The organism is Sedimenticola hydrogenitrophicus (assembly GCF_029017505.1).
Lineage (GTDB): Bacteria > Pseudomonadota > Gammaproteobacteria > Chromatiales > Chromatiaceae > Sedimenticola > Sedimenticola hydrogenitrophicus_A.
In genome coordinates this window covers 1-25,315 of the sequence record NZ_JAQGEI010000045.1, presented here as the reverse complement: position 1 = coordinate 25,315, position 25,315 = coordinate 1, and the positions used below count along the sequence as shown (strand labels likewise).

Genomic DNA, 25,315 nt, shown 5'->3' with positions numbered 1-25,315 from the left:
ACGTTGGAGCTTCGACCATGCAGAGTAAAACCGCCCTCTCCGCCCGCTATCCCGCCGTCCGTCCCCGCCGCATGCGCCGCGATGAGTTCTCCCGCCGGCTGATGCGCGAAAACGGGCTCACCCCGGCCGACTTCATCTATCCGGTGTTCGTACTGGAGGGCAGCGGCGCCCGCGAGGCGGTCGCCTCCATGCCGGGGGTGGAACGGCTGAGTATCGACCTGCTGGTAAAGGAGGCGAAGGAAGCCGCCGCCCTGGGCATCCCGGCCATGGCGCTGTTTCCGGTCACCCCGCAGAGCGCCAAGTCCCTGGATGCGCGGGAGGCGTTCAACCCGGACGGCCTGGCGCAGCGCGCGGTACGCGCCCTCAAGGACGCGCTGCCCGATCTGGGGGTGATCACCGACGTGGCCCTCGACCCCTTCACCACCCACGGCCAGGATGGCCTGCTGGACAAGTCCGGCTACGTGATGAACGACGAGACGGTGGAGGTGCTGGTGCGCCAGGCCATCTCCCACGCCGCCTCCGGGGCCGACGTGGTGGCCCCCTCGGACATGATGGACGGGCGCATCGGCGAGGTGCGTGCGGCGCTGGAGTCGGCCGGCCACATCCACACCCGCATCCTCGCCTATTCGGCCAAGTACGCCTCCAGCTTCTACGGCCCGTTCCGCGACGCTGTGGGTTCGGCGGCCAATCTGGGGGGCGGCAACAAGTACACCTACCAGATGGACCCGGCCAACTCGGACGAGGCGTTGCGCGAGGTGGAGCTGGACCTGAACGAGGGCGCCGACATGGTGATGGTGAAACCGGGCATGCCCTATCTGGATATCGTGCGCCGGGTCAAGGAGAGCTTCGGCGTGCCCACTTTCGCCTACCAGGTGAGCGGCGAGTACGCCATGCTCAAGGCCGCCTCGATGAACGGCTGGCTGGACGAGCGGGCGGTGGTGCTGGAGGCGCTGCTCTGCTTCAAGCGCGCCGGGGCCGACGGCATCCTCACCTATTTCGCCAAGAGCGCCGCCGAGTGGTTGAACGAGTAGTTGCCAGGGTTCGGAGTCAAGTTTGAATAAACATAGCGTAGCCCGGATGTAGCCGCTACCCGCCAAACCGGATGTGCCCCACGCCCCTTGGCGGCGGAATCCGGGAAACAGGCGCGACCTAAAGGCACCCCGGATTCCGCCCGCTTGGGTTGTGTGCCAACCGGGTTTCCGTGGGGCGGGCTCCATCCAGGCTACAAACCAGACGCTCAGGATGCCGGTGAGGCACGAACCGCATCGCTCCCTTTCCAACAGAAGTGACAGACCATGACCGACAGATACGCCGTCATCGGCAATCCCATCGAACACAGCAAGTCGCCACTGATCCACCAGGCCTTCGCCGCACAGACCGGCGAGGCGTTGACCTATGAACGGCTGCTCGGTCGCCTAGACGGCTTCGCGGCCGATGTGCAGGCGTTCTTCGCCGCCGGCGGGCGCGGACTCAACGTCACCACGCCGTTCAAGGAGCAGGCCTGGGCGCTGGTTGACGAGCGCAGCCCCCGGGCGGAGAGCGCCGGTGCCGTGAATACCCTGATCCCGCTGGCCGACGGGCGCCTGCGCGGCGACAACACCGACGGCGCCGGGCTGGTGCGCGACCTGAGCCTCAATCACGGCTGCCTGCTGGCCGGCTGCCGCATCCTGCTGCTGGGCGCCGGCGGCGCCTCCAAGGGGGTGGTGCGGCCGCTGCTGGAGTGCGGCCCGGAACGGCTGGTGATCGCCAACCGCACCGCCGCCAAGGCGCGCCAACTGGCGGCGACGCTGCAGACCCTGGGACCGGTGCACGGTGGTGGCCTGGACGAGCTGGAAGGGGATCAGTTCGACCTGATCATCAACGGTACGGCAGCCGGACTGCAGGGCGAGGTACCGCCGCTGCCGGACGGGATACTGGCCGGCGGCGGCTGGACCTATGACATGATGTACGCCAGCGAGCCCACCGCCTTCGTGCGCTGGGGGCGGCAGCAGCGCGCCGTCACGGCGCTGGACGGCCTGGGCATGCTGGTGGAACAGGCGGCCGAGGCGTTTTTCCTGTGGCGTGGGGTGCGTCCCGACACTGCACCGGTGATCGCCAGCCTGCGATAAATCCGTCCGGTGGCCGACCTCGGGAAACGGCTCGACCGCGGAACCAGCGGAGGCGGATGGAAGGTCATCTCCATTTACCAACTCAAGTTAACTCAAGTTTCGGAGATCTGTAGGGTGGGTTAGGTGCGCCTTGCGCTGGAGATGGCCGTTTACATTGCACCACGCGCGCGCCGTAACCCACCATCTGGAGGCTGGAAATCGGTGGGTTACGCGGCGCCCGGGAGTTGGTGCAGTCTGGAAGTATCGTACCCATGCGCCGCTAACCCACCCTACGAAACTTGCCTTCTTTGCGCCCTTGGCGTTCTTGGCGAGAGTAAAAAAAGCCGCTCCGGAAAAAATTACCTCATCGGCGAAAAATCAGCCGCTGCGATACTTCTCCGCCAGCTTCACATAGTGGCCCGCCACATAGGGGAGGAAGGCCAGCTCCTCCTCGGTGAGCTTGCGCAGCCGCTTGGCCGGCGAGCCGCACCAGAGATAGCCGCTCTCCAGCACCTTGCCCTCGGTCACCAGGCTGCCGGCCGCCAGGATGAGATCCGACTCCAGCACCGCCCCGTCCATGACGATGGAACCCATGCCGATCAGGCAGCGGTCACCGATGGTGCAGCCATGCAACAGCACCTTGTGGCCGGCGGTGACATCGTCGCCGACAGTCAGGCCATGCCCACCCGGCGAGGCGGGATTGGCGTGGGTGACATGCAGCACGCTGCCATCCTGGATATTGCTGCGGCTGCCGATGCGGATGCGGTTCACATCGCCGCGGATCACCGTCGTGGGCCAGATCGAGGTATGGTCGCCGATCTCCACATTGCCGATGATCACCGCGCTCGGGTCGACCCAGACCGAGTCACCCAGCTTGGGCAGCATGCCGTCGAAGGTGCGGATGTTGGACATGCGGATCTCCTGTTGCGGACCACGATTGAACAGAGAGGGTAGTCTACTGGCTCGGGCATCGGAACAAAACCGGCGGCGGCCCTTCTTTGATGGGGGGTTGAGGGGTTGGAGTCGAATGGCACTTACTTAAGCCAGAACCACCGTCATTCCGGCGCAGGCCGGACTAAAGCGCGAAGCGCGTTGAACGACTGAAAGTCGGCCCGAAGGGTGAGCGGAGCGAATAATCCAGAGAAGCGACCACCATTGGTGGATATGGATCCCGGCCTGCGCCGGGATGACGATCCACTTACTTTCACGGGAATAGACTGCTAATTAAGTGCCATTCGGGTCGGAGTCCTTTTTGCAGAGTGCCCGGGGCGGCTTGACTCCGACCCCGACAACTATTGGAAATGGGAGGGGCAAACCGGCTATGCTGGGGCCGGTTGCGCGGGTTTCCACTTGAAACGGGGGGGTTGAATGGAGCAAGACGACTGCCTGGAACTGGCATGCGAGGCGTGGCAGGGGGAACGGATCTGGCCCTCGGCCGACTACAGCCGCCAGGTGGAGCGGCTGAAGCAGGCGATCGGCCGCGAGATCTACCTGGTCGAGCTGAAGCCGGAGGCGATCAACCTGGGCATCCGCTTCTCCGATACCCCATTTGAACTGCTTGCCGTGCTCGACTTCCCCAGACCCGACCCGGCCCACGGACTGGCCCCCCACCTGATCCTGCTGGACGACGGCCGCGGCATCAACCTGGGGCGCCTCGCCCGCATCACCATCGACACCCCCTACAGCCCCCCGGCTGAAAATATTCTTTATCAGGAATCGTTCCTGATGCAGCGCCTGCTGCTGCGCGAGCGCCGCCTCAGCGAGACGGCCATCGCCGAGCGCTCCAAGCTGCTGCTGGGCCGTTTCCTGGGTAAACGGCCGGACAAGCAGCTGACCGGGGAGTGAAGCCCTGAAGTTGAGGGTGACATAAAATGAATGCAGATTGGGGTGAGCGGAGCGAACCCCAACCTACTCCCTACGCCCGGCATTCATACGCCGCATCAGCCGCGTCCGCTCTCCCGGCAATATCGAAATGCGTGTGAATTTGCGTTCATTCCATCCTTGGGTCCGCAAACGGTGCATGGCATCCTCGGCTCCGTAAACGGTACACCCCTGTACCACTCCTCTCGCACTACCCCTCGCAACCAATACCTCCCCGATAACCGTGCACGTTTCGCAACACCATCCTGGTGGTATAGTGACTCCATAACAAAAACCGCTCACCTGGAGAGCCGCTATGGAGATAGGTACCTTCGTCACCCTGGGCATTCTGGCCGTCGTCGCCTTCTACACCATCGCCATCTACAACGGCCTGGTCAACCTGAAACACGGCGTCAGCAAGGCGTGGGCCAATATCGATGTGCTGATGAAGCAACGCCACGACGAGCTGCCCAAGCTGGTGGAGACCTGCAAGCAGTACATGCAGTACGAGCAGGAGACCCTGGAGCGGGTGATGCAGGCGCGCGCCGCCGTCTCCAGCGCCCGCGAGCGCGGCGACATCGGCGCCCTGGGCGGGGCCGAGAACCAGCTGCGGCTGGGCCTGGGCAATCTGTTCGCGGTGGCCGAGGCCTACCCCGACCTCAAGGCCAACGAGACCTTCCAGCACCTGCAGGGCCGCATCTCCGGCCTGGAGAACAGCATCGCCGACCGCCGCGAGTACTACAACGAGAGCGTCAACAACAATAATGTGCGCATCGAGCAGTTTCCCGACCTGATCGTCGCCCGGCTGTTCAATTTCAAGGCCGCCGAGCTGCTGGAGTTCTCCGCCGAGGAGAAGCAGGACGTGGACCTGAAATCGCTGTTCAACGGATGAGCCTGAGCGAACAGCTCCTCCACCTCTCGCAGTTCGAGTTCTGGGCCCTGCTGCTGGCCTGTGCCGGCACGGCCCTGACCGGCCTCTTTTTCGCCTTTCGCTGGCTGGGCCGCGCCCGCCTGATCGAGGACGCCCCAACCGCCCGGATCCGCTCCGCCCACCAGGGCTACGTGGAACTGACCGGCGATGCCCGCCTGATGGCGGGGGAACCGATTCTGGCCCCCCTGACCGGGATCGACTGCTGCTGGTACCGCTACCGCATCGAGAAGCGCGGCGACAAGCATTGGCGCACCCTGGAGAGCGATACCAGCGACCACCTGTTCCTGCTGGACGACGGCACCGGGCACTGCCTGATCGACCCGGAGGGGGCCGAGGTGACCCCCAGCGACCGCAGCATCTGGTACGGGGCCGAGCGCTACCCGCCGGATCGCTCACCCCTGCGGCAGCGGGTACAGCGCACACCGTTGCTGCAGCTGGCGCGCTTCCTCAACCAGCAGATCGGCCAGGGCCGCTACCGCTACACCGAGGAGCGCATCTACCCCGGCGACCGGCTCTACGCCATCGGCCTGTTCAAGAGCCTGGACGACCTGGATCACCGGCAGACCCGGGCGGAGCTGAGGCGCGGACTGCTGGGCGAATGGAAGCGGGACCGGGCGCTGTTGCTGGCCCGTTTCGACCTGAACCGCGACGGGACCATCGATCACCGGGAGTGGGAGATGGCGCGCCGGGCGGCCGAGACCCAGGCACGCCTGGCCCACGCTGAGCAGCAGCGCCACCTGGTCCCGCACACCCTGAGCGCACCCGCCTCCAGCCGTCACCCCTTCCTGCTCTCCACCCTGGCCGATTTCGAACTGGTACGGCGCTACCGGCTCAAGGCCTCCGCCGCCATCGCCCTGTTTTTTCTCGGTGGCAGCGCCGCGGTCTGGCTGCTGGGCCTGCGCCTGAGCCAGTAGAAGTCCCATGGTTGCCCTGCCGCTGAACGGCATCTGACCACGGGCAGGCACGCGGGCCTGCCCCTACGCCCCTACTGAACCGGTAAGGGCCACTCACCCCGGGATTCGATTTATGTAAGAATAGGCGATCAATGCCGTACCCCATCGGAGAACCTGTACACCATGGATAACCCCCTGCTGCATCTGGAGGGCCTGCCGCCCTTCAGCCAAATACGCGCCGAACATGTGGAACCGGCCATCGATCAGTTGTTGGCACAGAGCCGCACCCTGACCGCAAAACTGCTGGCCCAGAACCCGCCCTTCACCTGGGCCAATCTGGTTGAGCCGCTGGAGATCATGGAGGACCGCATCAACCGCGCCTGGTCCCCGGTCAGCCACCTCAACTCGGTGCTCAACAGCGAGGCGCTGCGCCAGGCCTACAACGCCTGCCTGCCGAAACTCTCCGACTACGGCACCGAGATGGGCCAGAACGCGGAACTCTGCGCCGCCTACAAATCCGTGTACGAGAACGACAGCACGCTGGACGGGGCGCAGCGCAAGCTGCTGGAGAACGCCCTGCGCGACTTCCACCTCTCCGGCGTCGACCTGCCGGCGGAGAAAAAGCAGCGTTTCAAGGAGATCAGCCAGGAACTCTCCGGCCTCACCAGCAAGTACAGCGAAAACGTACTGGACGCCACCAACGCCTGGAGCAAGCTGATCGGCGACCCGGCCGAGCTGGTGGGGCTGCCGGAGAGCGCCCTGGGACTGGCCCGGCAGACCGCCGAACAGCGCGGCGAGAGCGGCTGGATGCTGACCCTCGACTTTCCCTCCTACATGCCGGTGATGACCTATGCCGACAACCGGGCGCTGCGCCGCGAGCTGTACGAGGCCTACGCCACCCGCGCCTCGGACCAGGGACCGCTTGCCGGCCAGTGGGACAACAGCGAGGTCATGGAGCAGATCCTGCGGCTGCGCCACGAGCAGTCGCTGATCCTCGGCTTCGACAACTTCGCCGAACGCTCCATGGCGCGCAAGATGGCCCCCGGCACCGACCGGGTGATCGAGTTTCTCACCGACCTGGCGGAGCGCTCCCGCCCCCAGGCGCAGAAGGAGCTGGAGGAGCTGACCGCCTTTGCCCGCGAACAGCACGGCGTCACCGAACTGGAGGCGTGGGACATCGGCTATTACGGGGAGAAGCTGCGCCAGCACCGCTACGCCATCACCCAGGAGGAGCTGAAACCCTATTTCCCGGAGGCCCAGGTGGTCTCCGGCATGTTCGCCGTGGTGGAGAAACTGTACGGTATCCGCATCAGCGAGATCAGCGATTTCGAGCGCTGGCACCCCACGGTGCGTTTTTTCGAGATCCGCGACGCCGCCGGTCACCTGCAGGGCCAGTTCTACCTCGACCTGTACGCGCGCCAGAACAAGCGCGGCGGCGCCTGGATGGACGAGTGCATCGTGCGCATGTTCACCCCCAGTTGCGACCAGATCCCGGTCGCCTACCTGGTGTGCAACTTCTCGCCCCCGGTGGGCGACAAGCCGGCCCTGTTCACCCATGACGAGGTGGAGACCCTGTTCCACGAGTTCGGCCACGGCCTGCACCACCTGCTGACCCGGGTCGACTACCCGGGGGTGTCCGGCATCAACGGCGTGGCCTGGGACGCGGTGGAACTGCCCAGCCAGTTCATGGAGAACTGGTGTTGGGAGCGCGCGGCGCTGGACCTGTTCGCCGCCCACTACCAGAGCGGCGAGCCGCTGCCGCAGGCGCTGTACGAGAAGATGATGGCGGCCAAGAACTTCCAGTCCGGGATGCAGATGGTGCGGCAGCTGGAGTTCAGCCTGTTCGACTTCCGCATGCACCGCGAGTACGACCCGCAACAGGGTGGCCGGATCTACCAGATCCTCGGCGAGGTGCGCAACCAGGTGGCGGTGATCATCCCGCCAGACTTCAACCGCTTCGCCCATGGCTTCTCGCACATCTTTGCCGGCGGTTACGCAGCCGGCTACTACAGCTACAAGTGGGCCGAGGTGCTCTCCGCCGACGCCTTCTCGCTGTTCGAGGAGCGCGGCATTTTCGATCGCGAGACCGGCCAGTCGTTCCTGCACAACATCCTGGAGCAGGGGGGCTCCAGGGACGCCATGGAGCTGTTCGTCGCCTTCCGCGGCCGCGAGCCGCAGATCGACGCCCTGCTGCGCCACAGCGGGATCAGCGCATGAGGAGAACGGGCCGGAGGGGCCTGCTACTGGGCCTGCTGATCGGTGCGGCAGTGGCCGGCCCGCTGCTGGTGGGAACAGCACAGGCCGCGCGCATCACCGACAAACTGCTGGCCGGGCTCTATGCCGAACCGGACTCCGCCGGTCAGCCGGTCCGGGTGCTGCCCAGCGACACCCCGCTGGAGCGGCTGGAGCAGCGCGGCGAGTTCACCCGGGTGCGCCTGGGTGACGGAGACGAGGGCTGGGTGGAGAACCGTTTCATCACCGATGAGAAGCCGGCCCGGGTGATGCTCCTGGAGCTGCAGGCGAAGAACAGCCAGCTGCAGCAACAACTGGACGCCGCCGAACGCCAGCTCAAGGGACCGGGGCAACCCGCCGATCCAGAGGATCCCGGGTTGAGCGAACTCAAGCGGCAGCTGGCCGACGCCCGGGCGGAGAACGCCCTGCTGAAGCGTGAACAGTCGACCAATGACCTCCCCGGGGACGACAACGAACCGCTGACCCGGCGCATTGCCGAGCTGGAGCAGCAGCTGGCGGCGGCTGCCGCAAACCCGGAACTGGAGGCGCTGCAACAGGCCAACCGGCAGCTGCAGCAGCGCCTGGAGCAGATCGCCCGGCTGGCCGGCGGCCCGGAAACCGCCACGCCAATCGCAAACCCGGCCGCCAACCCAGGCGCCAGCGAGGCCGCCGCGGGGCACTTCCAGGCCTGGGAACTGCCGCTGTTGCTGCTGGCCATGCTGGTCAGCTTCATCGGCGGTGTGGCGTTCAAAAATTACCGCCTGGCCAAACGCTACGGCGGCTTCCGTGTCTAGTGTTCCAATTTAATGTTGGCGGGTAAAGCTGTTTCAGTTTCGTAGGGTGGATAAGCCGGTAGGCGCATCCAACATTGCTGTGGTGAGGAGTGGTACATGGATGTACCGTTTACGGACCTGAGGATGGCATGCGCTGTCGCTTATCCACCCTACAAAAGTACATTATCAAATTGAACAAGTACTAGGGGCCCAATGAAATACTCGGATCTGCGTGACTTTATCGACAAACTGGAGACCCTGGGGGAGCTGAAGCGGATCAGCATCGAGGTGGACCCCCACCTGGAGGTGACCGAGATCTGCGACCGCACCCTGCGCGCCGGCGGCCCCGCCCTGCTGTTCGAGCGGGTCAAGGGCTCCACCTTCCCGCTGCTGGGCAACCTGTTCGGCACCCCGCGCCGGGTCGCCCTCGGCATGGGCGAGGAGTCGGTGGAGGCGTTACGCGAGGTGGGCAAGCTGCTGGCCATGCTCAAGGAGCCGGAGCCGCCGAAGGGGATGAAGGACGCCTGGTCCAAGCTGCCGGTGTTCCGCAAGGTGCTGGACATGGCGCCCAAGGAGGTGAAGCACCCGCCCTGCCAGGCGGTGGTGATCGAGGGGGAGGCGGTCGACCTGGGGGCGCTGCCGGTGCAGACCTGCTGGCCCGGCGACGCAGGCCCGCTCATCACCTGGGGTCTGGTGGTCACCCGCGGCCCGGAGAAGAGTCGCCAGAACCTGGGTATCTACCGCATGCAGGTGATCGGCCACAACCGGGTGATCATGCGCTGGCTGTCGCACCGCGGCGGCGCCCTGGACTTCCGCGACTGGCAGCAGCACCATCCCGGCGAGCCGTTCCCGGTCAGCGTCGCCCTGGGGGCCGACCCGGCCACCATCCTGGCGGCCGTCACCCCGGTGCCGGACAGCCTCTCCGAGTACGCCTTCGCCGGGCTGCTGCGCGGCAGCCGCACCGAGGTGGCGCGCTGCCTGGGCAACGAGCTGCAGGTGCCGGCCGCGGCCGAGTTCGTACTGGAGGGCCACCTCTATCCCGACGACTTCGCCCCGGAGGGACCGTTCGGCGACCACACCGGCTACTACAACGAGGTGGACCGGTTCCCGGTATTCACCATCGAGCGCATCACCCGGCGCCAAGACCCGATCTACCACAGCACCTACACCGGCCGGCCGCCGGACGAGCCGGCCATCCTCGGGGTGGCGCTGAACGAGGTGTTCGTGCCGATCCTGCAGAAGCAGTTCCCGGAGATCGTCGACTTCTACCTGCCGCCGGAGGGCTGCTCCTACCGCATGGCGGTGGTGTCGATGAAGAAGCAGTACCCGGGCCACGCCAAGCGGGTGATGCTGGGGATCTGGTCGTTCCTGCGCCAGTTCATGTACACCAAGTTCGTCATCGTCACCGACGACGACGTCAACGTGCGCGACTGGAACGACGTGATCTGGGCCATGACCACGCGCATGGACCCGGCCCGCGACACCACCCTGATCGAGAACACGCCCATCGACTACCTCGACTTCGCCTCGCCGGTCTCCGGGCTCGGCTCCAAGATCGGTTTCGATGCCACCAACAAGTGGCCGGGGGAGACCACGCGCGAATGGGGCCGGCCCATCGCCATGGACGCGGCGGTGAAGCAACGGGTGGATGAAATCTGGGAGAGTCTGGAGATTCCGATTCCGGGTGATTGAACCCCCCTACCGGTCTGGGGCTATAATTGCGGACCAACGATAACAAGAAGAGAGGAGAGTGAAGATGCGCACCATCATGCTGATGAATGCCAAGGGGGGCTGCGGCAAGACCACGCTGGCGACCAATATCGCCACCTGGTTTGCCGATGATGGCGCGACGGTGGCGCTCGCCGACTTCGACCCCCAGGGATCTTCGCTGGACTGGCTGGAAGCGCGCAAGGACTATGTGGGGATACCCAACATCGAGGGGATCGACGCCACCCAGGGGTGGGTACAGCCGGCCAAGGGCACCGATTACCTGGTCATGGACGCCCCCGCCGGTACCCACGGTCCGGTCATCAACCAGATGCTGAAACAGGTCCAGTCGCTGATTGTACCGGTGCTCCCCTCACCCATCGACATCCGTGCCTGCAGCCGCTTCCTGGAGGAGCTGCTGAAGAGTGGCCGGGTCACCCGCAAACAGACCCGCATCGCCATCGTCGCCAACCGGTCTCGGGAGAATACCCTGATCTACCGGGAGCTGGAGACCTACCTGGGGCACCTGCAACTGCCGTTCCTGACCCACCTGCGGGAGAGCCAGAACTACATCCGCGCCGCCGAGCGCGGCCTGGGGATCTTCGAGATGGCCCCCTCCCAGGTGTGGCAGGACATTGAACTCTGGGATCCGATCCTGGAGTGGCTGGAGGAGCAGTAGGCCGATTCGAATGACGTACCCGTGTTCCGGGCTTACAGGATCCACTGGTCGAACAGTTGTTTGGTGCCTGCTGATCCAGAATTGGGCAGGGTAGGGGCAGGCCCCTGTGCCTGCCCATTTTCAACGGCATCACTATCGTCCGGGCAACCACGGGGGGTTGCCCCTACGAAACCGCGGGGTCGGAGTCAAATTAAACGGCCGTGGTCGAATGGAATGGCGCCACTGTAACTGATTTGACTCCGACCCCTGGTGGAGCGGCAATCACCCTCCTCGCGGCTGACCGCGCCGCCCGCCTCAGCGACACGCCGCGAGACCGCTCGCCAGGTCCGGGTAGCGCAACTCCACCCCCAGCTCGCGCCGCAGCTTGCCGCTGTCCAGCCGTCGCGACTCTTGCAGATAGGAGAGCATGCCGACCGACAGCCGGTTCGTGGCTTCGGCCAGCGGAATCTGCGGCGGACGCGGCAGCCCGGCCCAGTCGGCCACCTGGTTGAAATAGTCGGTCATATTGCCGGGTGCACCGTCGCTCGCGTTGTAGACCTCGCCATCGCCGCCGCGCGCCAGGGCCGCCAGGCAGACCCCCACCAGGTCATCGATATGGATGCGGTTGGTATAGGGCGCCTCGGACTCCCGCAGCGTCGGCTCACCCCGCCGCAGGCGCGCCAGCGGCAGCTTGCCCGGCCCGTAGATGCCCGCCACCCGCAGAATCACCAGTTCGTCGCCGGTGGCACGGCTCCAGGCGGCGAACCGCTGCTCGCCATCCCAGCGCCGCCGGGCCCGGTCCACCCGGGGATTGACCGGCCGCGTCTCGTCCACCCAGGCACCGGCACAGTCGCCGTAGACCCCGGTGGTACTCAGATAGACGACGCGCCGCGGCTGGCCGAATTGCTCAAAACCCGCGATGAGCTGCCGGACCCGGGTCTCCTCCACCCCTTCTCCAGGCGGTGGCGCAAAATAGAACAGCTCGCTATCCTGCAACGCCGGGGCGTCGATCAGTGGCTGATCCAAGTCGAGGACAGCGGCCTCGATCCCCGCCGCCCGCAACCCCTCGGCACTGGCCGTGCTCCGCACCACGCCGGTCACCGGCGCCCCCTGTCGCCGGCAGGCCAGCGCCACCCGCGTCCCCAGATAGCCGCAACCTATAATCACTTTATGCGCCATGGCCTTTGTATTTCACAGTAAAATAGTAGAGAATTTCGCGATACACTAATGAAAACCGAAGGAATTTTATGAGTTTTGTCGTCACGTTAGAACCCAGTGGACACACTTTTACCACAGAAAAGGGGGAAACCATCCTGGAGGCCGCCGACCGTCACGGCATCGCCCTGCCCTACGGCTGCCGCAACGGCGCCTGCGGCAGCTGCGCCAGCACCCTGGTATCCGGCAGCGTCATCTATCCGGACGACGATGAGGTGGTCACCAGCAACCGGCCGGACGACTACTGCCTGACCTGCCAGGCGATGCCCGGCAGCGATATCACCCTGCGCGCCCATGAGATCGAGGGCGAGGCGGACGAGGAGATCCGCAACCTGATCTGTTCGGTGGAACAGATGGAGCGGCTCTCCCATGATGTGATGCAGGTGTTCCTGCGCCTGCCGGAGAACGAGCGGCTGCAGTATCTGGCCGGCCAGTATCTCGATTTCATCCTCGAGGATGGCCGGCGCCGCGCCTTCTCCATGGCCAACGCCCCGCACCACGACGAACTGATCGAACTGCACATCCGCCATGTCCCGGGCGGCGAGTTCACCGACTATGTGTTCGACAAGATGCGGGTGGGCGACCGCCAGGAGATCGCCGCGCCCATGGGCGGCTTCTATCTGCGCGAGGATTCACAGCGACCGCTGATCTTCATGGCCGGCGGTACCGGCTTCGCTCCGCTCAAGGCGGTGATTGAGCACGCCTTTCATATCGGCGACCCGCGCCCCATCCATCTCTATTGGGGGGTGCGCAGCGAACAGGACCTCTATCTCGGTGGGCTGGCGCAGCGGTGGGCCCGGGAACACCCCCAGCTCAGCTTCAAGGCGGTACTCTCGGAGCCGGACCCCGACTGGCAGGGGGAGCGGGGCTTCGTGCACGAGGCGGTGCTGCGGGACCACCCGGACATGAGCCCGTTCGACCTCTACATGAGCGGCCCGCCGGTAATGATTTTTGCCGCCCGCGACGCCTTCGCGGCCGCCGGACTGGACCGGGAGCGGATGTTCTCCGACGTCTTCGAGTGGGCCCAGGACAATCCGAACAAGTAACCGGGAAATTCACGCTGACGCCGTGCCTACAACGGGACGCGAGTCCGGTTGTAGAATTGTAGGATGCGGTGAGTGAAGCGAACCGCATCGCATGGGGGGTGCCAGCGGGCGGTTCGCAAGCTCACCGGCACCCTACGGCCTCCGCAGCGGTATATAGTTCAGTTAACCTCCGACCCGAATGGCACTTACTTAAGGCGAATTGCAGGATTTTCGTCATTCCGGCGCAGGCCGGACAAAAGCGCGAAGCGCGTTGAACGACTGAAAGTCGGCCCGAAGGGTGAGCGAAGCGAATAATCCAGGAATACCGCCACTGTTAAGCAGCCTGGATCCCGGCCTGCGCCGGGATGACGGTGGTTCTTGGCTTAAGTAAGTGCCATTCACCTCCGACCCCTTGCGGATGACCCCTGAAACCTCTTACTGCTTGTTGACCACTTCCAGCTTGGGCCGCTCGGCTTCCCCGTTGTCCGTCTTGCCGGACGGCAGTTTCAGCGAGGCGGGCAGCTCCAATGGCGCCGCATGTGCACTGCTCAGCTCCAGGCCGGCCTTGAAGCAGCTCAGGGCCTTCTCTTTTTCATCCATCTTCTCCAGCAGCGCGCCCAGCGCCCGGTAGGCGTCGCTGCTCGGTTCGATACCGATGCTCGCCTCCAGGTAGGTACGTGCCTTGCCCCACAGCTTGTTGCCCAGGCAGAGCCGGCCCAGGGTCAGCAGCAGCACGGGGTTGCGCGGCCGCGCCTTCAGCCAGCCCTCGGCCACGGACAACTTGCGGGCGCTGTCGTTGGCCGGTATCCGGCCATAGAGCTCCACCAGGTCATCACTCCACTGGCGGTCGATGGCGTCGCGCAGGGTGCGCTCGACCTGAGCATGGTCATTCCGGTTCATCAGGTAATTGACATAGGTGGTGACCATCTCCTCGCGGAAGCGAACCACCCCGGGGATACGGTTCCACACCGTCTGCAGCAGCATGAGATTCTCATCCTGGGCGGCACCGCTGAGCTGATGCTGGTACACCCGCAGCTCCAGCGCGCTCAGTTCCTCGGGTTCGATCACCTTGCGCTTCTTCAGCTCCGGCAGCAGCTGGCCCAGCTCCTGCCAGTCATCCAGCCGCTGGTATAGCTCCTTGAGCAGTTTCAGTACATGGGTATGGCGCGGGGCGATCTCGCGCAGATGCTTCAGGGTGGCCAGCGCCTGCTCCAGCTGGGCGTGGTCGAGCTGCAGCTCGGCCTGGGTCAGGCCCACCGCCACGTCGGCCGCGGGCATGCTTTCATGGGCCAGCTGCAGGTAGTGATCGCGCCGCTCATGGGCGTCCTGCTGCTGGGCGGAGCGGGCCGCCGCCAGGTAGTTGAGCAGCGGGGTTTCCGATTTGCCGGCAAAGCGCACCAGGTCCCGCTCCGCCCGTCGCCAGTTACCCTCGGAGAGCTCGACCAGCCCCTGGGTCAGGGCCTTGCGGGCGCGCCGGGCACCACGCTGTTCACGCCAGTCGTGCAGCTTGCGCGGGGTTGCGCCGATCCGCGAGAGCAGCCGCAGGGTCAGGTAGAGCGCCCCGAACAGCAGCAGATTCAGCAGCAGGAAAAGGGCCAGACTCCCTTCGACGGTCCACTGGCCGTAGCCGATCAGGATATAGCCGTTGTCCTCTTTCACCGCCAGCGCCAGCAGCACGGAGGCGGCCAGGCCGAGCAGTCCCAGTATCAGTATTCTCATTGGCCACCCTCTTCAGCGGCCGCCTTCAGGCGCGCCTGCAGCGCCGCCAGGGAGCGGGAGATGTCCGGCAGCCGGGGCTGCAGCTCAACCGCCCGCAGGGCGGCGATCTCCTGCTGCGCCGCCTGGGTGGTGGCCGCGTCGGCCTCGAAGAACTCACCGAGCCAGCCGGCCGCCTGGTCGAGGCTGTCGGCATAGAGTTGCGGATCGCCTTTCAGCAGCGCCAGTCGCGCCGCCTCCAGCTGCAGTTCAAGGTTCTGGTAGACGAAGAACTGCTGCTCCGGCGGCAGCATGGCGCTGACCGGTTTGTCGCGATGCCGGATCACCATGACCGATTTGAAGCCCTTCCAGCCATCCTTGAGCAGGCTTTCGAGGCTACGCCCGTCGCTCTCCGTTTGTGCGTCGTCCGCGGCCGGCTGTGCGGGTGTATACGCGAGTCCGACCATCTTCAGCGCTGCCACCTGCCCCTTCAGGCCACTCAGTCTGGCCGACAGCCCCACCCGATCCAGCCGCTCCACCCCCTTCAGGGTCGCGATCTCCTTGGCCAGCAGCCCGCGCACCTCGATCCAGCCCGGATCGCCGCTGTCGCGCAGGCGGCCATCCGCCGCCTGCAGGGCGCGGATGGCAGTCTCCACATCTCCGGTCAGTTGCAGACGGTGATTGGCCACCCGGATCAGGTACTCGGCCTCGGCCGCCATCCAGGCGTTGCTGCTGCGCCCGACCCGACTGTAAACCGCCTCCAGGGACTGCTGCATCTCGCCGGCCTGCCGGTTCAGGCGCTCGCGCTCATCGGCCAGCTTCTGTTCCTGCGCCAGCAGCGCGCTACGCTGACCTTCGATCTCCTGCTTCTGCCGTTCGAACGCCTCGGCCACCGCCGACAGTCTCTCCTGCAGTGCCTGCTGTTGCGTATCCGCCTTGCCCAGTGCCGCGTTCATCTGCAGCAGCGAGGCCTGCAGCGCGCTGCCGTACTGATAGCCGAACACCAGCGCCCCGAACAGCACCACCAGCGCCACCAGTGAGAGCGCCAGGGACCATTTTGGCAGAGCGGAGGCGGCGCCACCGGACGGCGCCCGTTTGGCCGGCGTTTGTGCGATGATTTCGGCATCCTCGATCTGCGACCCCTGCTCCAGCGCCGCCGCTGCCTCATCCTTGTCCGGGTCTTTCACGTCTTTGTTACTCATGCACTTTTCCATCTAGCTGTGTGTTGTAACCGGCGCGGCCGGTTGATTTGGCTGTCGGGCGACTCCTGGCGGCCGACCCGCCGGTAAGACTATATCACCACCTGGCGCCAGGAATCCCTCGCGAGTACCACTTCAATTTGATGAAGTACTTTATATCGGGTGAGGAGTGGTACAAGGATGTACCGTTTACGGACCGGAGGATGGCATAAGCGACCGCGCATCCACCCTACGAAACCGATGCAACTTCACCCGGCAATCAATGCTACTTAGTTAAGCTTAAAACTCCCGTCATCCCGGCGCAGGCCGGGATCCATATCCACCAATGGTGGTCGCTTCACTGGATTCCGGCCTGCGCCGGAATGACGATCCACTTACTTTCACGGGAATAGACTGCCCAATTAAGTACCACTCCACCCGGCAATATTAAATTGGAAGACTACTAGCGTTCCGTCAGCGATTGCTGGCCCAGACGCAGATCGCCTCCAGCAGCTCCTGCTCGTCGGCGCCCCGCGCCAGATAGACCTCGCGGCAGCCCAGCGCCCGGGCATGCTGGCGCATCCGGTCACTGACCACGATCAACGGCGTCTGCTGCAGCAGCGGCCGCCCCACCTCGCCCAGCAGGGTAAAGAGATTGTCCAGCAGGATGTTGCTGGTGACCGTGACCACATCCACATCGTCACGCCAGCGATAGAGCAGCGGTGCCGGATCGACGCTGGGGCAGGCGCGTTGGTAGACTTCGGCATAATCGACCATGGCGCCGCGTTCCACCAGCGCCTCGCCCAGCAGCTCGCGGCCGCCATTGCCGCGCAGGATCAGGATTCGCTTGCCCGCCACCTCCTTCAGCTCCGGGGTCTCCAGCAGTCCCTCGCTGTCGAAGGAGGAGTCCGGCACCACGTCCACCGGGTAACCGCTCTCGGCCAGGGTCTGGGCGGTGCGCCTGCCCACTGCCGCCAGGGCAACAGCGGCCGGCAGTTGCTGTTGCGGCGCCAGCTTGATGCCCCAGAGCACCGCATTGGGGCTGATGAAGATGGCGATATCGTAGTCGCTCAGTCGCGCCAGCTGCGCGCTGACCCGCTCCGGCTCCTCGGGGTCGCGGATCTCGACCGTGGGAAAACGCAGCGGCACGCCGTCCCGGGCACGGATCAGGCGACACAGGGTGGCGGCTTGGTGCGCGGCCCGGGTGACCAGCACGCCGATCCCGGCCAGGCTGCAGTCGGTGGGGGTGGAGAGAAAGGCCATGGATGAGCTTCAGCGTTCGTAAAGGTGTTTCAGTACCAGATCGGCGCCCTGGCCGAGCAGGTCCTCGGCCACGGCGATGCCCAGGGCCTCGGCCTCGGCCGCCGGGCCGCTGATCTCGGCGCGCATGATGCAGCTGCCGTCCGGCTCGCCCACCAGGCCACGCATGAACAGCTTGTCATGGTTCAGCACCGCGAAACCGGCGATCGGCACCTGGCAGCCGCCCATCAGGCGGTGATTCATGGCCCGTTCCGCGCGTACGCAACAGGCGGTTTCGGCATCGTGCAGCGGCTGGATCAGGGCGTTGACCCGCGCATCGTCGCTGCGGCACTCGATGCCGATGGCCCCCTGGCCGATCGCCGGCAGGCTCTCCTCGGTCTCTATATAGGAGCTGATGCGCTGCTGGAAGCCGAGCCGCTTGAGGCCGGCGGTGGCCAGGATGATGGCATCGAACTCGCCCTCGTCCAGCTTGCGCAGACGGGTGTTCACGTTGCCGCGCAGGGCGGCTATCTTCAGGTCCGGTCGGCGGTCGGCCAGTTGGCACTGACGGCGCAGGCTGGAGGTACCGACCACCGCCCCCTGGGGCAGCTCGTCCAGCCGACTGTAGCGGTTGGAGACGAAGGCGTCGCGCGGGTCCTCGCGCTCCATGATCACCGCCAGGTGCAGCCCCTCGGGCAGCTCCACCGGTACGTCCTTCATCGAGTGCACGGCGATATCCGCGCGCCCCTCCAGCATCCCCTGTTCCAGCTCCTTGACGAACAACCCCTTGCCGCCGATCTTGGCCAGCGGCGTGTCCAGGATCTTGTCGCCCTGGGTGCTCATGCCGATCAGCTCCACCTGCAGTCCGGGATGCTCGCGTCGCAACAGCTCGGCGACATGCTCGGCCTGCCACATGGCGAGGGGCGATTTGCGGGTGGCGATACGTAGGGACTGGGACATCACTGTGTTCTCGGTGGAAAAGAGCGCATGCTATAACCTCTGAAGGATACAGGCAAATAGCAAGCGCTTATCGGCTAAGGACCCGCGCAAGAATAAGTTCCTGTATTCGGTCGCCCCTGGACCCCGCTGGCGGCGTTACGCTTTTTGCCAAGGGAACAGCCATTGCCTGCAAAGCGTGCCTTGCCAGCGGGGCCCAGGAACGCCCTCGGTACTACGGAATTATTCTTGCGCGGGCCCTAAACCTCAAGGTTATCCGGGCGCAGCCGATAGGGTGTCCCGGTACTCACTCTACTTGTCACTGCCATGGCCATCATCTTGATCAACAACGAACTTGCCCTCATCTGCCCCGACCCGGTCATCGGCATCAACCGGGACGGCATCATTACCCTGTTCAACCCGGCCGCCGAGCAGCTGCTCGGCTACCCCAGGAAGGAGATGGTTGGCCGTTTCCAGATCGCGGAACTCTATTCCTCCCCGGAGAGCGCCCGGGAGATCAAGCGCCTGATGTACCAGACGGACAACGGCGCCAGGGGCCAGCTCATCGGCCACAAGACCCACCTGCAATCCAGAAACGGCGAGCTGATCCCGATCCAGCTCTCCGCCACCCTGATCGAGAAGCACGGCAAGGAGATCGGCAGTATCGGCTTCTTCCGCGACCTGACCGAACGCCTGGCGCTGGAGCGTTCCCTCAAGCTGCTGTCGGTGACCGACAGCCTCACCGGGCTCTACAACCAGCGCCACTTTCATACCGTCCTCAACCAGGAGATCGCCCGCGGCAAACGCTACAGCCATCCGCTCAGCCTGGTCTGCATCGACCTGGACAACTTCAAATCGGTCAACGACACCCTGGGGCATGTGGAGGGGGACCTCGCCCTGCGCTATGTGGGTGAGGCGATCAACGGCATCCTGCGCAACAGCGATTACGGCTTCCGTTACGGCGGCGACGAATTCATGGTGCTGCTGCCGGAGACGCCGCAGCAGAGCGCCCATGCCCTCACCCTGCGGCTGATCGACTACTTCACCCGCCACATGCCGGGTAATCTGGTGGAGCTGGCCCAGGACGGCAATGCCGTGGCCCTCAGCGTCGGCGTCGCCGAGTACAAGGACGACGAGCCGGCCGGGGTGTTCATCAAGCGCACCGACCTGGCCATGTATCAGGCCAAGAAACAGCCCGGCAGCCTGGCCGTCCTGGCGGAGTGACGACCGTCCCGCTTAGGAACGGCCGCGCAGCAGTTTGCGTATCTCGGGCAGGTGCCGCCGGCTCACCTCCAGTTCGGCGCCGCTGCCGGCCAGCGACACCGCGCAGGTGCCATTGCCGAGGCGCTTGAGGCCGAGCAGCCGCTCGCGCACGATCAGGGCATTGCGGTGGATGCGGATCAACCGTTTTGGAAAGCGCTCCTCCAGTGACTTCAGCGACTCCTCCAGCAGCGCCTCACCGGCACCATGACAGGCCGTCACGTATTTGTGGTCGGCCTGAAAATAGATCACCTCGCTGAGCGGGATACGCCGCAGCCCGCCACGAAAACTGACGCTGATATAGGCCTCATCCTGCTGCCCCCGCAGTGCCTGCAGCGCCTGCAGCTGGGGCCGGTTCAGGCGCCCCGCCTTCTCGATGGCCCGCTGCAGGCGCTCGCGGCGGATCGGCTTCAGCAGATAATCCACGGCGTGGCGCTCGAACGCCGCCAGGGCGTGTTCGTCATAGGCGGTGACGAAGATCACCGCCGGGGGGGTTGCCAGTCCGGACAGCGAAGCGGCGGCCTCCAGGCCGTCCATCCCCGGCATGCGGATATCCAGCAGCACCAGGTCCACCTCGTCCTGGCGGCAGTGGCGCAACGCGTCCAGCCCATTGTCGGCCTCCCCCACCACCCGGCAGGGTGGCCCGATCTCCTCGACCAGGTGGCGCAGGCGCGTGCGGGCATGGGCCTCGTCATCGACTATCAGGATTTTCATGCCAATTTTTCATGTTCGTTTCACTGTTCTTTCCATGGGTGGGGGAAAACCACCCGCACCTGATGTTCGCCATCCACTTCGCCGACACTCAGGGAGGCCTCTTCGTCGAAGAAACCCTGCAGCCGCTCGCGGATATTCTGCAACGCCATGTGGTTGCCGGCACGCCGCGCCTGGCCGCCATCCACCGGCAGGCTGTTGCGGATACTGATGTTGACCCGCTTGCGCCGGTAGCGTCCGGTGATCTGGATCCGGCCCGGTTCGGTGGACGGTTCAATGCCGTGATAGATGGCATTCTCCAGTAGCGGCTGCAGGATCAGCGCCGGCAGTTCGGCATCCAGCGGCAGCGCCTCCAGATCCCATTTCACCTGCAGCCGCTCACCCAGCCGCTGCCCCTCGATGCGCAGATAGCCGCGACACAGCTCGATCTCCTCGCCCAGGCTGGACATGCGCTGAGCATCCGCCAGGGAGGCGCGGAACAGGTCAGACAGATCATAGACCACCTCTTCCGCCAGGGCCGGGTCGGTGCGGGTCAGGCTGGCGATGGTGTTCATGCTGTTGAACAGGAAATGGGGCCGGATGCGCGACTGCAGGGCCTGCAGGTGGGCGCGGGATTCCGCCTCCACCTGGAGCCGCCAGCGGTACTGGATGGAGAGATAGTGCATCAGCACCGCGCAGACAATGGCGCTGATCACCAGGCTCTTGAACAGGAAGTGGCGGCCCCCGGCCAGATCGAGGAACCAGATCGCCAGCAGTGAAATGGCCAGGCTCGCCAGCATCAGCAGGCACCAGCTGATCACGGCCACCTGCCAGGTGCGCAGCTGGCTGATCCACGGTCGCGACAGGCAGATCAGGGCACTCCCCATCAGGGCGATCCACTGGATATAGAGGGAACGCAGGCTCAGTTCGCCGGCAAACTCCTGAAACGAGTCGATCGACACCAGGGTGATGATCACCGCCAACAGTTCCGCCGAGATCACCACCCCGAACACCATGCGTACGCTGCAAAAGTTGGGCAGATAGGCCGCCCGGCCCCGCTCCGGCGCCCTCCCCTTGGTCCCTTTCTGGGTCATCGTCCTGGAATCTCCCCCCTGTTCGACTTAACGCTGCCCGGAATCCTGATACAATTGCACCGCTTCGGCGGATGGTCCACGGGCACAAACCGGTATCTTACACTCTCTTAACGGGCGATCTATCCAATGCTTCACACTCACGCAGGAATATCTATCTCATGAGCGATAAAAAACTCTGGTCCGGCCGTTTCAGCGAACCCACCGACGCCTTCGTCGAGGCCTTCACCGCCTCGGTGGAGTTCGATCAGCGTCTCTACCGCTATGATATCCAGGGCTCCATCGCCCACGCCACCATGCTGGCGCGGGCCGGCATCCTCAGCGTGGCAGAGCGTGACAGCATCATCGCCGGACTGGAGCGGATCCGCGAGCAGATCGAGTCCGGGCAGTTCGACTGGTCGGTGGAGCTGGAGGATGTCCACATGAATGTGGAGGCACGCCTCACCAGCGCCATCGGCGATGCCGGCAAGAAGCTGCATACCGGGCGCTCGCGCAACGACCAGGTGGCCACCGATGTGCGCCTCTACCTGCGCGACGAGATCGAGATCATCCGCGCCGAAATCCTGCGCCTGCAGCGCGCCCTGCTGGACAAGGCGGAACAGGAGGCGGAGACCATCCTGCCCGGCTTCACCCACCTGCAGACCGCCCAGCCGGTCACCTTCGGCCATCACCTGATGGCCTGGTTCGAGATGCTGGAGCGGGACCGCGAGCGCCTGGCCGACTGCAACAAGCGGGTCAACATCATGCCGCTCGGCTCCGCCGCCCTGGCCGGTACCACCTACCCCATCGACCGCCACTACACCGCCGAGCTGCTGGGTTTCGAGCGGCCGAGCGAGAACTCCCTGGACGCGGTCAGCGATCGCGACTTCGCCATCGAGTTCAGCGCCGCCGCCGCCCTGATCATGATGCACCTGTCGCGCATGTCCGAGGAGCTGATCATCTGGTCCTCGGCCCAGTTCAACTTCATCAACCTCTCCGACAGCTTCTGCACCGGCTCCTCCATCATGCCGCAGAAGAAGAACCCCGACGTGCCCGAGCTGGTGCGCGGCAAGACCGGGCGCATCTTCGGCCACCTGATCGGCCTGCTGACCCTGATGAAGGGCCAGCCGCTGGCCTACAACAAGGACAACCAGGAGGACAAGGAGCCGCTGTTCGACACCGTGGACAACCTGAAGGGCTCGCTCAAGGTGTTCGCCGACATGATCCCGGCCATCACCTGCAAACCCGAGAGCATGCGCGAGGCGGCGCTCAAGGGCTTCGCCACCGCCACCGACCTGGCCGACTACCTGGTGCGCAAGGGCACCCCGTTCCGCGATGCCCACGAGGTGGTGGGCAAGGCTGTGGCGCTGGGGGTCAGCAAGGGCTGCGACCTGGCCGAACTCAGCCTGGAGGAGCTGCGCGGCTTTTCCGAGCGCATCGACGCCGATGTGTATTCGGTGCTGACCCTGGAGGGCTCGGTAGCCGCGCGCGATCACATCGGCGGCACCGCGCCGGCCCAGGTGCGCGCCGCCATCGGCCGCGCCCGTGCGCGTCTCGCCGGTCAGTAGGCGCTTACTAGCCTGCGGATAAGCCCGCACCCGTAGGGCGGGCCGCGCCCGCCGTAGCGGCTGGTGGGGTCATGGGGCAGGGGCACCCTGCGCGACGGCGCCCACGGGGCGCCCTATGGCGGAGGAAGAACCACGGATGGACACGGATACACACGGATTCTGGATAGGGAAGCACCGTAGCCTGGATGAAGCCGCTACCCCCCAAACAGAAGAATCGCATGCGCCAGCAACGGCGGAATCCGGGGAGCAGGCTTCGACCCGACACCACCCCGGATTCCGCCCGTCCGGGGCTGTGCCCTGTTACGCGCCCATTGGGCGGGCTCCATCCAGGCTACAAACCGGAGGGTGACTCCTCTGTGTCCATCGGTGTGAATCCGTGGTTCGGACAGGGGCGGTCGCGCTGTTCCCGCATTTCCAAAGAGGTCGGTCCAGAGAGCGGGCCGTGCCCGCCGTAGCGGCTGGTGAGCGTCATGAGGCAGGGGCACCCTGCGCGACGGCGCCCACGGGGCGCCCTATGATCCGCGAGTGGATCACTCGTCCCCATGATGTCCCGCCTGCATTTTCCCGGCCGTTGCATGTATAGTTACTGCAGTAACCAACAGGAGAGGAGCCCATGACCGAAACCCACCCGACCGCCGCTGGCGAGGCGCTGGTACTGCGCGAGGACCGCGACGGTATCGCCTACCTGACGCTGAACCGGCCCAACCAGTTCAACGCCCTCTCCGAGGAGCTGCTGGATGCCCTGCAGACGAGCCTCGACGCCATCGCCGAGGACCGCGGCGTACGGGTGGTGGTGCTGGCCGGCACCGGCCGCGCCTTTTGCGCCGGCCATGACCTGAAACAGATGCGCGGCCGCAGCGAGCGCGCCTACTTCCAGCAGCTGTTCCGCCGCTGTGGCGAGATCATGACCCGCATCATGCGCCTGCCGCAGCCGGTGATCGCCCGGGTGCACGGCATCGCCACCGCGGCCGGCTGCCAGCTGGTCGCCTCCTGCGACCTGGCCATTGCCGAGGAGGGGGCGCGGTTTGCCGTCTCCGGGATCAACGTGGGGCTGTTCTGCGGCACCCCGAGCATTCCCCTGTCGCGCAACGTGGGACGCAAGCAGGCGATGGAGATGCTGCTCACCGGCGGCTTCATCTCCGCCGCGCAGGCCGCTAACCGCGGCCTCATCAACCGCGCCGTGCCGGCAGAGCAGCTGGACGAGGAGGTGCTGAAACTGGCGCGCACCATCTGCGGCAAATCCAGCGCCTCGGTGGCGCTCGGCAAGGCGATGTACTACAAGCAGCTGGAGATGGGGGTGGAACAGGCCTACCAGTTCGCCAGCGAGGCGATGGCCGACAACATGATGCTCGAGGACGTGGCGGAAGGTATCGACGCCTTCACCGGGAAGCGCCCGCCCCATTGGCGGGACCGGTAGGCCAGCCATGTTCCGGCTCCATCCCCGGCTCGAAGCGGATACCCGGCAGCTCTGCGAGCTGATCCTGTGCGAAGTGCGGCTGATGAACGACCGGCGCTTCCCCTGGCTGATCCTGGTTCCCAGGCGGCCCGGGGTGACCGAAGTCCACCAACTGGAACAGAGCGACCAGCGCCTGCTGATGGTCGAGAGCAGTCATGCCGCGCGGGTCCTGGAGCAGTGCTACGCGCCGGACAAGATCAATCTGGGCGCCCTGGGCAACCTGGTGCCCCAACTGCACTGGCATGTGGTGGCCCGGCGCACGGATGATCCCTGCTGGCCCGGACCGGTGTGGGGCTGTGGCGAGCCGCTGCCCTACGCGGAAGCCGAACTGCAACAGCGTATAGCGGAACTACAGGTGTGGTTTACCGATGAATGAACAATCCACGGATTCACTGGCGCAGCTGAACGCCAAGCTGCTGGCCTTCGCCCGGGCGCGCGACTGGGAGCAGTTCCACTCGCCCAAGAACCTGGCCATGGCGCTGATCGCCGAGTGTGCCGAGCTGGTGGAGCACTTCCAGTGGCTGAGCGAGGAGCAGAGCCGCCAGCTCCCGGCGGAAAAGCGCGAGCAGGTGGCGCTGGAGATGGCGGATATCCTGATCTACCTGATCCGCGCCGCGGAGCGCCTGGACATCGACCTGATCGCCGCCGCCTACCGCAAGATCGCCATCAACGAGTCGCGTTATCCCGCCGACAAGGTGAGGGGCGACGCCCGGCGGGCCGACGAGTACGGTGAGGAATAAGGCGTCTGATCACCCACCAGGCTCCTAGCAGTAATGGTGGATGCGCCTACCGGCTTATCCACCCTACGAAACTTCATCCAGACTACGGTACTCACCGGCGAC

At 65.3% G+C, this 25,315-nt stretch carries 23 protein-coding genes; 15 read left to right on the top strand and 8 right to left on the bottom strand.

Going from position 1 to position 25,315, the window contains the following annotated elements:
* Positions 1 to 17: 17 nt before the first annotated feature.
* Both hemB and aroE read left to right on the top strand, forming a co-directional pair.
* On the top strand, positions 18 to 1,031 hold the full coding sequence (gene hemB / locus O9K64_RS21080; protein ID WP_275100090.1) for a porphobilinogen synthase: 1,014 nt from the start codon (positions 18 to 20) through the stop codon (positions 1,029 to 1,031).
* Positions 1,032 to 1,295: 264 nt separating this feature from the next.
* A complete protein-coding gene (aroE, locus tag O9K64_RS21075; protein WP_275100089.1) occupies positions 1,296 to 2,108 on the top strand; it encodes a shikimate dehydrogenase in 813 nt (270 codons plus the stop codon).
* A gap of 357 nt (positions 2,109 to 2,465) precedes the next feature.
* Here aroE and O9K64_RS21070 read toward each other — a convergent pair whose 3' ends face one another.
* Positions 2,466 to 2,999, bottom strand: coding sequence for a gamma carbonic anhydrase family protein (locus tag O9K64_RS21070; RefSeq protein WP_275100088.1), 534 nt, complete (start codon positions 2,997 to 2,999; stop codon positions 2,466 to 2,468).
* 456 nt (positions 3,000 to 3,455) lie between these two features.
* Here O9K64_RS21070 and O9K64_RS21065 point away from each other — a divergent pair, with 456 nt between their 5' ends.
* The 7 genes from O9K64_RS21065 (at position 3,456) to O9K64_RS21035 (ending at position 11,162) form a co-directional block, all read left to right on the top strand.
* Positions 3,456 to 3,932 (top strand): hypothetical protein, encoded by a 477-nt coding sequence (locus O9K64_RS21065; RefSeq protein WP_275100087.1) that lies wholly within the window; start codon positions 3,456 to 3,458, stop codon positions 3,930 to 3,932.
* A gap of 331 nt (positions 3,933 to 4,263) precedes the next feature.
* Entirely contained in the window at positions 4,264 to 4,839 is a 576-nt protein-coding gene (locus tag O9K64_RS21060; RefSeq protein WP_275100086.1) for a LemA family protein, read from the top strand.
* Positions 4,836 to 5,792: a GIDE domain-containing protein gene (locus tag O9K64_RS21055; RefSeq protein ID WP_275100085.1), complete on the top strand. Its 957-nt coding sequence runs from the start codon at positions 4,836 to 4,838 to the stop codon at positions 5,790 to 5,792. The genes O9K64_RS21060 and O9K64_RS21055 overlap by 4 nt, the downstream gene beginning before the upstream one ends.
* Before the next feature lie 162 nt (positions 5,793 to 5,954).
* A complete protein-coding gene (gene prlC, locus O9K64_RS21050; RefSeq protein ID WP_275100084.1) occupies positions 5,955 to 7,988 on the top strand; it encodes an oligopeptidase A in 2,034 nt (677 codons plus the stop codon).
* Positions 7,985 to 8,797: a TIGR04211 family SH3 domain-containing protein gene (locus O9K64_RS21045; protein ID WP_275100083.1), complete on the top strand. Its 813-nt coding sequence runs from the start codon at positions 7,985 to 7,987 to the stop codon at positions 8,795 to 8,797. The genes prlC and O9K64_RS21045 overlap by 4 nt, the downstream gene beginning before the upstream one ends.
* Positions 8,798 to 8,989: 192 nt before the next feature.
* The gene (gene ubiD, locus O9K64_RS21040) at positions 8,990 to 10,468 is read left to right on the top strand and encodes a 4-hydroxy-3-polyprenylbenzoate decarboxylase (RefSeq protein WP_275100082.1); all 1,479 of its coding nucleotides are present in this window, start codon (positions 8,990 to 8,992) and stop codon (positions 10,466 to 10,468) included.
* Positions 10,469 to 10,532: 64 nt separating this feature from the next.
* A complete protein-coding gene (locus O9K64_RS21035) occupies positions 10,533 to 11,162 on the top strand; it encodes an AAA family ATPase (RefSeq protein WP_275100081.1) in 630 nt (209 codons plus the stop codon).
* A gap of 294 nt (positions 11,163 to 11,456) precedes the next feature.
* Here the strand turns inward: O9K64_RS21035 and O9K64_RS21030 are convergent, their stop codons facing one another.
* A complete protein-coding gene (locus tag O9K64_RS21030; RefSeq protein WP_275100080.1) occupies positions 11,457 to 12,320 on the bottom strand; it encodes an SDR family oxidoreductase in 864 nt (287 codons plus the stop codon).
* Between the two features lie 68 nt (positions 12,321 to 12,388).
* On the opposite strand from O9K64_RS21030, the gene O9K64_RS21025 reads away from it, so the two are divergent.
* Entirely contained in the window at positions 12,389 to 13,402 is a 1,014-nt protein-coding gene (locus O9K64_RS21025) for a CDP-6-deoxy-delta-3,4-glucoseen reductase (RefSeq protein WP_275100079.1), read from the top strand.
* A 414-nt stretch (positions 13,403 to 13,816) separates the two neighbouring features.
* On the opposite strand, the gene O9K64_RS21020 is transcribed toward O9K64_RS21025, so the two are convergent.
* From O9K64_RS21020 to hemC, 4 genes are all read right to left on the bottom strand, one after another.
* Positions 13,817 to 15,100, bottom strand: coding sequence for a heme biosynthesis HemY N-terminal domain-containing protein (locus O9K64_RS21020; protein WP_275100078.1), 1,284 nt, complete (start codon positions 15,098 to 15,100; stop codon positions 13,817 to 13,819).
* A complete protein-coding gene (locus O9K64_RS21015; protein ID WP_275100077.1) occupies positions 15,097 to 16,278 on the bottom strand; it encodes a uroporphyrinogen-III C-methyltransferase in 1,182 nt (393 codons plus the stop codon). Before O9K64_RS21015 ends, O9K64_RS21020 begins: the two co-directional genes overlap by 4 nt.
* Before the next feature lie 450 nt (positions 16,279 to 16,728).
* A complete protein-coding gene (locus tag O9K64_RS21010) occupies positions 16,729 to 17,517 on the bottom strand; it encodes a uroporphyrinogen-III synthase (RefSeq protein WP_275100076.1) in 789 nt (262 codons plus the stop codon).
* 9 nt (positions 17,518 to 17,526) lie between these two features.
* Positions 17,527 to 18,453, bottom strand: a complete 927-nt coding sequence (hemC, locus tag O9K64_RS21005; protein WP_275100075.1) for a hydroxymethylbilane synthase — start codon at positions 18,451 to 18,453, stop codon at positions 17,527 to 17,529.
* A 303-nt stretch (positions 18,454 to 18,756) separates the two neighbouring features.
* Here hemC and O9K64_RS21000 point away from each other — a divergent pair, with 303 nt between their 5' ends.
* Positions 18,757 to 19,653 (top strand): sensor domain-containing diguanylate cyclase, encoded by an 897-nt coding sequence (locus tag O9K64_RS21000; protein WP_275100074.1) that lies wholly within the window; start codon positions 18,757 to 18,759, stop codon positions 19,651 to 19,653.
* A gap of 12 nt (positions 19,654 to 19,665) precedes the next feature.
* Here O9K64_RS21000 and O9K64_RS20995 read toward each other — a convergent pair whose 3' ends face one another.
* Together O9K64_RS20995 and O9K64_RS20990 are read right to left on the bottom strand one after the other, a co-directional pair.
* Positions 19,666 to 20,403, bottom strand: a complete 738-nt coding sequence (locus tag O9K64_RS20995) for a LytR/AlgR family response regulator transcription factor (protein WP_275100073.1) — start codon at positions 20,401 to 20,403, stop codon at positions 19,666 to 19,668.
* A gap of 20 nt (positions 20,404 to 20,423) precedes the next feature.
* The gene (locus tag O9K64_RS20990) at positions 20,424 to 21,473 is read right to left on the bottom strand and encodes a sensor histidine kinase (protein WP_275100072.1); all 1,050 of its coding nucleotides are present in this window, start codon (positions 21,471 to 21,473) and stop codon (positions 20,424 to 20,426) included.
* 158 nt (positions 21,474 to 21,631) lie between these two features.
* On the opposite strand from O9K64_RS20990, the gene argH reads away from it, so the two are divergent.
* The 4 genes from argH to O9K64_RS20970 all read left to right on the top strand — a co-directional run bounded on the left by argH (position 21,632) and on the right by O9K64_RS20970 (position 25,213).
* Positions 21,632 to 23,017, top strand: a complete 1,386-nt coding sequence (gene argH / locus O9K64_RS20985; protein WP_275100071.1) for an argininosuccinate lyase — start codon at positions 21,632 to 21,634, stop codon at positions 23,015 to 23,017.
* A gap of 613 nt (positions 23,018 to 23,630) precedes the next feature.
* Positions 23,631 to 24,434 carry an enoyl-CoA hydratase gene (locus O9K64_RS20980; protein WP_275100070.1) on the top strand — a complete coding sequence of 268 codons (804 nt, stop codon included), beginning with the start codon at positions 23,631 to 23,633 and terminating at the stop codon, positions 24,432 to 24,434.
* 7 nt (positions 24,435 to 24,441) lie between these two features.
* Positions 24,442 to 24,849 (top strand): HIT domain-containing protein, encoded by a 408-nt coding sequence (locus tag O9K64_RS20975; protein WP_275100069.1) that lies wholly within the window; start codon positions 24,442 to 24,444, stop codon positions 24,847 to 24,849.
* Positions 24,842 to 25,213, top strand: a complete 372-nt coding sequence (locus O9K64_RS20970) for a nucleotide pyrophosphohydrolase (RefSeq protein WP_275100068.1) — start codon at positions 24,842 to 24,844, stop codon at positions 25,211 to 25,213. Before O9K64_RS20975 ends, O9K64_RS20970 begins: the two co-directional genes overlap by 8 nt.
* Positions 25,214 to 25,315: the final 102 nt, after the last annotated feature.

Excerpts from the sequence above, each read along its gene's own strand:
- O9K64_RS21035 (WP_275100081.1), top strand. The coding sequence starts at position 10,533 with ATGCGCACCATCATGCTGATGAATGCCAAGGGGGGCTGCGGCAAGACC.
- O9K64_RS21010 (WP_275100076.1), bottom strand. The coding sequence starts at position 17,517 with ATGGCCTTTCTCTCCACCCCCACCGACTGCAGCCTGGCCGGGATCGGC.
- O9K64_RS21055 (WP_275100085.1), top strand. The coding sequence starts at position 4,836 with ATGAGCCTGAGCGAACAGCTCCTCCACCTCTCGCAGTTCGAGTTCTGG.
- O9K64_RS20995 (WP_275100073.1), bottom strand. The coding sequence starts at position 20,403 with ATGAAAATCCTGATAGTCGATGACGAGGCCCATGCCCGCACGCGCCTG.
- ubiD (WP_275100082.1), top strand. The coding sequence starts at position 8,990 with ATGAAATACTCGGATCTGCGTGACTTTATCGACAAACTGGAGACCCTG.
- O9K64_RS21020 (WP_275100078.1), bottom strand. The coding sequence starts at position 15,100 with ATGAGAATACTGATACTGGGACTGCTCGGCCTGGCCGCCTCCGTGCTG.
- O9K64_RS21045 (WP_275100083.1), top strand. The coding sequence starts at position 7,985 with ATGAGGAGAACGGGCCGGAGGGGCCTGCTACTGGGCCTGCTGATCGGT.
- prlC (WP_275100084.1), top strand. The coding sequence starts at position 5,955 with ATGGATAACCCCCTGCTGCATCTGGAGGGCCTGCCGCCCTTCAGCCAA.
- O9K64_RS21030 (WP_275100080.1), bottom strand. The coding sequence starts at position 12,320 with ATGGCGCATAAAGTGATTATAGGTTGCGGCTATCTGGGGACGCGGGTG.
- O9K64_RS21060 (WP_275100086.1), top strand. The coding sequence starts at position 4,264 with ATGGAGATAGGTACCTTCGTCACCCTGGGCATTCTGGCCGTCGTCGCC.
- argH (WP_275100071.1), top strand. The coding sequence starts at position 21,632 with ATGAGCGATAAAAAACTCTGGTCCGGCCGTTTCAGCGAACCCACCGAC.
- O9K64_RS20980 (WP_275100070.1), top strand. The coding sequence starts at position 23,631 with ATGACCGAAACCCACCCGACCGCCGCTGGCGAGGCGCTGGTACTGCGC.
- O9K64_RS21000 (WP_275100074.1), top strand. The coding sequence starts at position 18,757 with ATGGCCATCATCTTGATCAACAACGAACTTGCCCTCATCTGCCCCGAC.
- O9K64_RS21065 (WP_275100087.1), top strand. The coding sequence starts at position 3,456 with ATGGAGCAAGACGACTGCCTGGAACTGGCATGCGAGGCGTGGCAGGGG.
- O9K64_RS20970 (WP_275100068.1), top strand. The coding sequence starts at position 24,842 with ATGAATGAACAATCCACGGATTCACTGGCGCAGCTGAACGCCAAGCTG.
- O9K64_RS21070 (WP_275100088.1), bottom strand. The coding sequence starts at position 2,999 with ATGTCCAACATCCGCACCTTCGACGGCATGCTGCCCAAGCTGGGTGAC.
- O9K64_RS20975 (WP_275100069.1), top strand. The coding sequence starts at position 24,442 with ATGTTCCGGCTCCATCCCCGGCTCGAAGCGGATACCCGGCAGCTCTGC.
- O9K64_RS21015 (WP_275100077.1), bottom strand. The coding sequence starts at position 16,278 with ATGAGTAACAAAGACGTGAAAGACCCGGACAAGGATGAGGCAGCGGCG.
- hemC (WP_275100075.1), bottom strand. The coding sequence starts at position 18,453 with ATGTCCCAGTCCCTACGTATCGCCACCCGCAAATCGCCCCTCGCCATG.
- O9K64_RS21025 (WP_275100079.1), top strand. The coding sequence starts at position 12,389 with ATGAGTTTTGTCGTCACGTTAGAACCCAGTGGACACACTTTTACCACA.
- O9K64_RS20990 (WP_275100072.1), bottom strand. The coding sequence starts at position 21,473 with ATGACCCAGAAAGGGACCAAGGGGAGGGCGCCGGAGCGGGGCCGGGCG.
- hemB (WP_275100090.1), top strand. The coding sequence starts at position 18 with ATGCAGAGTAAAACCGCCCTCTCCGCCCGCTATCCCGCCGTCCGTCCC.
- aroE (WP_275100089.1), top strand. The coding sequence starts at position 1,296 with ATGACCGACAGATACGCCGTCATCGGCAATCCCATCGAACACAGCAAG.